General features: G+C 63.0%; 5 protein-coding genes. 4 read left to right on the top strand and 1 reads right to left on the bottom strand.

Annotation, left to right across the window (positions count from 1 at the left end; genetic code table 11):
- Nucleotides 1–8 precede the first annotated feature (8 nt).
- Nucleotides 9–1361 (bottom strand): tetratricopeptide repeat protein, encoded by a 1353-nt coding sequence (locus tag HX814_RS31255; RefSeq protein ID WP_177010136.1) that lies wholly within the window; start codon nt 1359–1361, stop codon nt 9–11.
- Nucleotides 1362–1700: 339 nt separating this feature from the next.
- On the opposite strand from HX814_RS31255, the gene HX814_RS31250 reads away from it, so the two are divergent.
- Genes HX814_RS31250 through HX814_RS31235 form a run of 4 tightly spaced genes read left to right on the top strand, consistent with a single transcriptional unit; the run spans nt 1701 to nt 6662 of the window.
- A complete protein-coding gene (locus HX814_RS31250) occupies nt 1701–3284 on the top strand; it encodes an ABC transporter substrate-binding protein (RefSeq protein ID WP_102368663.1) in 1584 nt (527 codons plus the stop codon).
- On the top strand, nt 3281–4258 hold the full coding sequence (locus HX814_RS31245; protein ID WP_087693384.1) for an ABC transporter permease: 978 nt from the start codon (nt 3281–3283) through the stop codon (nt 4256–4258). Before HX814_RS31250 ends, HX814_RS31245 begins: the two co-directional genes overlap by 4 nt.
- Entirely contained in the window at nt 4258–5085 is an 828-nt protein-coding gene (locus HX814_RS31240) for an ABC transporter permease (RefSeq protein ID WP_003210288.1), read from the top strand. Before HX814_RS31245 ends, HX814_RS31240 begins: the two co-directional genes overlap by 1 nt.
- The gene (locus HX814_RS31235) at nt 5082–6662 is read left to right on the top strand and encodes an ABC transporter ATP-binding protein (protein WP_177015453.1); all 1581 of its coding nucleotides are present in this window, start codon (nt 5082–5084) and stop codon (nt 6660–6662) included. Before HX814_RS31240 ends, HX814_RS31235 begins: the two co-directional genes overlap by 4 nt.
- Nucleotides 6663–6739 lie beyond the last annotated feature (77 nt).

The following is a 6739-nucleotide window of genomic DNA, read 5'->3' as shown; positions in this document are numbered from 1 at the left end:
GCCATCACCTAAATAACGGATATCCCCCCAATCCGCGCCCGAGCCCGCAGCGCCTCCCCTGGCAACCCCAAAGCCTCATACACCACCACCAAAGCTCGGTTCGTCGGCACATCCAGCCCGTCATACCGCCGGCGCAATTCCAGCGTCTGCTGCGCCCCAAGCCAATCTCCAACCCGCAACCGTGCGTCTAGCTCCACCTGCGCAAACAAATCCCGCTGCGCATGACTCCCGCCAATCTCATTCAGCCGCGGCAACGCTATCCCCAGCTGTTCCAACGCCCGCCGGGCATCCCCCCGGGCATGCGCCAACAACCCCTCAGCCAACGGCAACGTCACTTCCCGCCAAACCGGCCGCGCTTCCACACTGTGCCTGCGCAAAGCCGCCAACAACTGATCCGCCTCAGGCTTGCCCGCCCGGGCCAACCCATACAAATACTGCACACTCAAAAATGGCTGTACCGCATCCCCAACCCGACGCTGCAGGTAGGGCGCCAACGCCTGCCACCGCCCACCCACATCAATCCCGGCCAGCTCCAGCCGCGCCAGCAATGACACCGCGCCCACCTGATCCTGGGAGTACTCCGGCAAGATCCCCCACACATGCCGGTCATAAATCTCCAGCACCCGCTGATCCTCCCCGCGCCCCAGATAAAACAACGCGAGATGCCACCAGTTATGGGTGTACATGAACGAGTTAAGCCCGTCCCAGTGCTGCTTCACGCCCTCCAGAAACCCGATGCCTTCCTCGATACGCCCCTGGGTCAGCATCACATGGGCCAATGCGTGATGGGCCCATGGCTCGGACGCCTGCAACCGCAACGCCTCAAGCGCACTGGCCTCGGCTTCCTCCAGCAAATGACACTGCTCATACGCAAACGCCAGTAGCCCCTGACTGTGGGCGATATCCGGCGCGCCGGCGGTGGCTTTCAAACCGATCCGCAGCAGCGCCGGCCAGTTGCCCCGGTTGAATTCCAGGTACTGGTTGAGCTTGGCCGCAAGCAGGTCCCGCGGATAAAGATCCAGCAGATGCTCGCTGAGGCGCAGCACTTCATCCAGCTCGTCGTTGATCCAGGCTTGCAGCACTTGCAGATACACGAGCGCCCGGGGATGCCGGGAGTTCACCGCCGCCGCCCGCTGGCGGTACTTCTCGGCCAGCACAGGGCCCTCGGGCGACTCGATAAACATCAGCAGCAGGCCGGCAAATCCGTTGGCCAATGCTGAGTCGGGGTCGGCATCGGCGACCGCGAGGATGCCCTCGGCACGGGGCTGATAGCCGAGAAAACCGCCGACGAAATCATCCAGGCCCTGACGGGTGGCGGGGTTGCGGGTGTCGATGGGGTTGCCCAGGTAATCCAGTGACATGCGCTTCAAACTCATGGGTTCAGATAGCGGTTAGACGGGCAAACCTTGTGCCAGTGATGGGGCCCTCAAACTTCAAACCTTACCGTAGCAGCTGCCGAGCCTTGTCGAGGCTGCGTTGGCGGCATACCTGACACACCGCAGCCGCAGCCTCGCCAAGGCTCGGCAGCTGCTACGCACAACCATTCCTCAAGAGGGCGGGCTGTTGCTTTTTCCACACTCGTCCCGGCCACTGTGGTTTTTTCATCACTGCCAAGGTCTACGACGCCCGCAAACGCGGCCCGTCGCCCCATGGCACAGCCCTTGCTAAATCCCTGACAAAACCTTAGTCAAGGAGTCTCCATGCGCCCTTTATCTTTTCGCCGTGTCCTTTCATACCTGGGACTTGGCGCCGTGCTGCTGGCCGGCACCGCTCAGGCGCAACCCCATGACGGCGGAGTGCTGAACCTGGTGGCCCAACCCGAACCGCCGTCGCTGATGCACGGCGTGGTCAGCCACGTGTCTACCCAGTACGTCAGCGGCAAGATCCTCCAGGGCCTGCTGACCTTCGACACCGACCTGAAACCCAAACCGGTATTGGCCAAGGCCTGGACCGTTTCTCCCGATGGCCTGACCTACACCTTCGATTTGCAGGACAACGTGCGCTGGCATGACGGCCACGCGTTCACCGCCGATGACGTGGTGTTCAGCTTCCAGACCTTCTACCCCGAAGTGGACAAGCGCCTGGGCGGGGTCTTCACCGAGTACGTCGACAGCATCACCGCCAAGGACCCGCTGCAGGTGGTGTTCCAGCTCAAGAAACCCTTCGCGCCGTTGCTCTCGGCCCTGGGCAGCGGGCTGCGGCCTGTGGTGCCCAAGCACCTCTACGAGAACACTGACTTTCGCAACAACCCCTATAACCTCAAGCCTGTCGGCACCGGCCCGTTTGTGTTTGTGGAGTGGAAACGCGGCGCCTATATCAAGCTGGCAAAGAACCCCGACTACTGGAAAAAGGGCCTGCCACACCTGGATGCGATCATCTTCCACGTGATCCCGGACGGCTCGTCCCGCGCTGCGGCGTTCGAGCGCAACGACGTGCAGGTGCTGCGCAGCGGTGATGCCGACTATTCCGACCTCAAGCGCCTGACCGCCTTGCCGGACGTGCAGTCGTCGGAAAAAGGCTGGGAGCTGTATTCCGGCCTGGCCTTCCTGCAGATCAATACGCGCAAGCCGCCGCTGAACAACCCCAAGGTGCGCCAGGCGATCCTGTATGCGCTGAACCGCCAGTTCATCGTCGACAACATCTTCTTCGGTTCGGGCAAGGTTGCCCCCGGCCAGTTCGTGTCCACCTCGCCGTACCACGACCCGCAATTGCCGCAGTACACCTATGACGTGAAAAAAGCCAAGGCGCTGATTGCCGAGTCCGGCGTGGACGTGGGCGCCGTGCGGATTCGCCTGCTCAACGGCGAGAAGGGCGGTGCCTGGGAGCGCCTGGCCGAATACACCAAGCAAGCCCTGCAGCCGCTGGGCTTCAAGGTACAAGTGGTGACGTCCGACGCCGCCACCTGGTTCCAGCGCGTCAGCGACTGGGACTTCGACCTGACCTACAACTTCATCTTCCAGATCGGCGACCCGTACCTGACCAACGCCTACCTGTACCGCTCCGACTACATCCTCAAGACTTCGCCGTTTGCCAACGTCAGCGGCTACAACAGCCCCGAGGCCGATGCCCTGTGGACTCAGGTCGCCAACACCCCGGAAGGCCCGGAACGCACCAGGCTCTATAGCCAGTTGGAAAACGTGCTGAACACCGACCTGCCGATCGCGCCGATCTTCGAAATGCGCTACCCGACACTGTTCCACAAAGAGGTGAAGAACCTGCTGCAAACCGCCACCAGCCTTAACGAAGACTACGAAAGCGTCTACCTCGACGCGCCTGCACCATGAACGGGTTGCTGTATTTCAGCGGTCGCCTGCTCAAGGCACTGTTGATGATTGTGGCGGTGCTGGTGCTGGGCTTTTTACTGATCCGCCTGGCGCCGGGTGACCCGGCGCTGCTGTTGGCCGGCGAGGCGGGGGTGGATGATGTGCAGTTCATCGAACACCTGCGCCAGACCATGGGCCTGGACAAGCCGTTGCTCACGCAGTTGCTGATCTACCTGGGCAATATCGCCCATCTGGACCTGGGTTATTCCTACCGCAACCAGACCTCGGTGTGGTCGCTGATTGCCGAGCGCTTGCCGGCAACACTGGCCCTGATGGGCTCGGCATTTTTGCTCTCGTCGGTGCTTGGCGTCACCCTGGGGACGTTGGCCGCCCGGGCCCGACAGAAGCGTCACTGGCTGGATGGCGTGATCTCCCACGGCGCATTGCTGCTGTATGCGATGCCGCCATTCTGGCTGGCGATGCTGCTGATCCTGTTGTTCTCCGTCAGCCTCGATTGGTTGCCGGCGTTTGGCATGGAAACGGTGGCACAGGACTTTTCCCTGCTCGACCGGCTCAAGCACCTGCTGCTGCCGTGCGTGTCGTTGAGCGTGCTGTTCCTCGCCTTGTATATCCACCTGACCCGCGCCGCCGTGCTCGACGCCCTTGGCCAGGAATACGTGCGCACCGCCCACGCCAAGGGCCTGCACCCGCGGCGGATTTTGTACGTGCATGTGTTGCGCAATGCGCTGTTGCCGGTGGTGACCTTTGCCGGTTTGCAACTGGGCCAGTTGGCCAGCGGCGCGTTGCTGGTGGAGGTGGTGTATTCCTGGCCGGGGATTGGTCGCTTGATGTACGACTCGCTGGCCCAGCGTGACTACGGCGTGTTGATGGGCGGTTTCCTGGTGATCTCGATTCTGGTGGTGGGCTTTAACGTGTTGACCGATGTGATCTGTCGTTTTCTCGACCCGCGTATCGGTGCAGGAGTGCAAGGCTGATGCTGGTTTTCCGACGTTTTGTGCGCCAGCCTGCGGCGTTGATCGGTGCGCTGTTTTTGCTGCTGCTGACGCTGTTGGCGATCGCCGCCCCCTGGCTGACCAGCAGCTCGCCATGGGAGATGAACAGCCAGCCGATGCTCGCGCCATTCCACGACCCGGCCCATTGGCTGGGCAGTGACCTGCTCGGTCGCGACCTCGCCAGTGGCCTGCTGTACGGCGCGCGGGTGTCCCTGGCCGTGGGGGCGCTGGCCAGCCTGGCGACCCTGGTGGTGGGCCTGCTGGTCGGCGCGGTCGCCGGCTATTTCGGTGGCTGGCTCGACGGTGTGCTGATGCGCATTGCCGAGTTCTTCCAGATCATTCCGCAACTGGTACTGGCGGTGATCCTGGTGGCGATCCTTGAGCCGTCCCTGTTCTCCATCGTGCTGGCCATCGCACTCGTAGCGTGGCCGGCGGTGGCGCGGTTGGTGCGCAGTGAGTTCCTGACCCTGCGCCAGCGCGAATTCGTGCAGGCCGCGCGTGTGCTGGGGCAGTCGCCGCTGGGGATCATCGCCCAGCAGATCCTGCCCAACGCCCTGGCGCCGCTGCTGGTGACCATGACCTTTGTCATGGCCACGGCGATCCTCACCGAAGCGGCCCTGGCGTTTCTCGGCTTGAGCGACCCGGAAGCCATGAGCTGGGGCTACATGATCAATGCCTCCCGTGGCTTGCTGCGGGACGCCTGGTGGATGAGCTTTCTGCCGGGGTTGGCGATTGTGCTGTGCGTGCTGGCGGTCAATCGAGTCGGCGAAGGTTTGCGTGTGGCCTTTGAGCCCGGGAGGTCGCTATGACGTTGTTGAGTGTTGAACATTTGCGTATCGCCTTGCCGGCCGGTGCGGACCGCAGCCATGCGCTGTATGACCTGTCGCTGCAACTGAACCGTGGCGAATGCTTGTGTGTGGTGGGTGAATCCGGTTCCGGCAAGTCAATGCTGGCCAAGGCTTTGCTGCGCCAGTTGCCGGAGCCGCTGAAGGTGGAAAGCGGGCGCCTGGTGTTTCGCGACGAAGACCTGGCCGACCGCAGCGAAGAGGCCATGCGCCAACTGCGCGGGCGGGATATCAGCATGGTATTCCAGGAGCCCATGAGCGCCCTCAACCCACTGTTGCGGGTGGGCGAACAGATCGATGAAACCCTGCGCGCCCATGGCGTGGCGGCGGCACGGGTGCGGCGTCAGCGGGTGGTGGATTTGCTCGGTTATGTCGGCTTGCCCGACCCTGAGCGCTTGCGACTGGCGTATCCGTTTGAACTGTCTGGCGGGCAGCGTCAGCGGGTGGTGATCGCCATGGCCCTGGCGTTTGATCCGGCGCTGTTGATTGCCGATGAGCCGACCTCGGCGCTGGACGTGACCACCCAGGCGCAGATTCTCGACCTGCTGCGCAAGATCCAGCAGGACAAGGGCATGGCACTGTTGTTTATCACCCACGACTTTGCCGTGGTCGAGGCGATTGCCGACCGGGTGCTGGTGCTGGAAAAGGGCCGGGTGGTGGAGCAGGGCACGGCCCCGGCGGTGTTGCGTGTGCCCCGGGAAGATTACACCCGGCAGTTGTTGGCGGCGGTGTCGGCGCAACCGCTGGTGCCACGTACGCAGGTGGCTGGCCCTGTGGTGCTGAAGGCCGAAGCGCTGGGCAAGGTGTTCCGCAGCCGCAGCGGTTGGTGGGGGCGGCGTACGACTCAGGCGTTGGATGCGGTTCAGCTGCAATTACGTGAAGGCGAGACGTTGGGGATTGTGGGGGAGTCGGGGTCGGGCAAGTCGACCCTGGGTCGGTGCCTGGTGCGTTTGCTGCGTGCTGACAGCGGGCGGATCGAGTGGTTGGGGCGGGAGGTCGCGGGGTTGTCTGAAGGGCGGCTGCGAGCGTTGCGCAGTGATGTGCAGATGATTTTCCAGGATCCGTTTGCCTCGCTCAATCCGCGGCAGACGGTGGGGCAGATTGTTATGACTGGGCCTTTGGTGCAGGGGGTTTCCAAGGCGGATGCCGAGCGGCGGGCCCGTGAGTTGCTGGGGTTGGTGGGGTTGCCGGCAGCGGCGTTTGAGCGGTTTCCTCATGAGTTTTCCGGGGGGCAACGGCAGCGCATAGGGATCGCCCGGGCGTTGGCGGTGGAGCCTAGGGTGTTGATCGCTGATGAGTGTGTGTCGGCGCTTGATGCGCTGATCCAGGTGCAGATTCTGGAGTTGCTGGAGTCGCTGCAGCGGCGGTTCAGGTTGAGCATTGTGTTTATTACTCATGACTTGCGGGTGGCTGCGCGGTTGTGCGACCGGATTGCGGTGATGCGTCAGGGGAGGGTGGTGGAGCAGGGGGAGACGGCGGCGCTGTTTGCTGATGCGCGGCATCCTTATACGCGGGAGTTGTTGATGGCTGAGGCCATCTGACTTGGGGTGTTGGGGTTGGGGGCATATCCGTTATTCAGGTAACGGCCACCTATGGTTTCGCTCTTACAGCGAGCCTC

The sequence above is a fragment of the Pseudomonas sp. C8002 genome, from assembly GCF_013385765.1.
GTDB lineage: Bacteria > Pseudomonadota > Gammaproteobacteria > Pseudomonadales > Pseudomonadaceae > Aquipseudomonas.
Note: the sequence above shows the minus strand (reverse complement) of the source record. Positions and strands in the feature narration are given on the sequence as shown.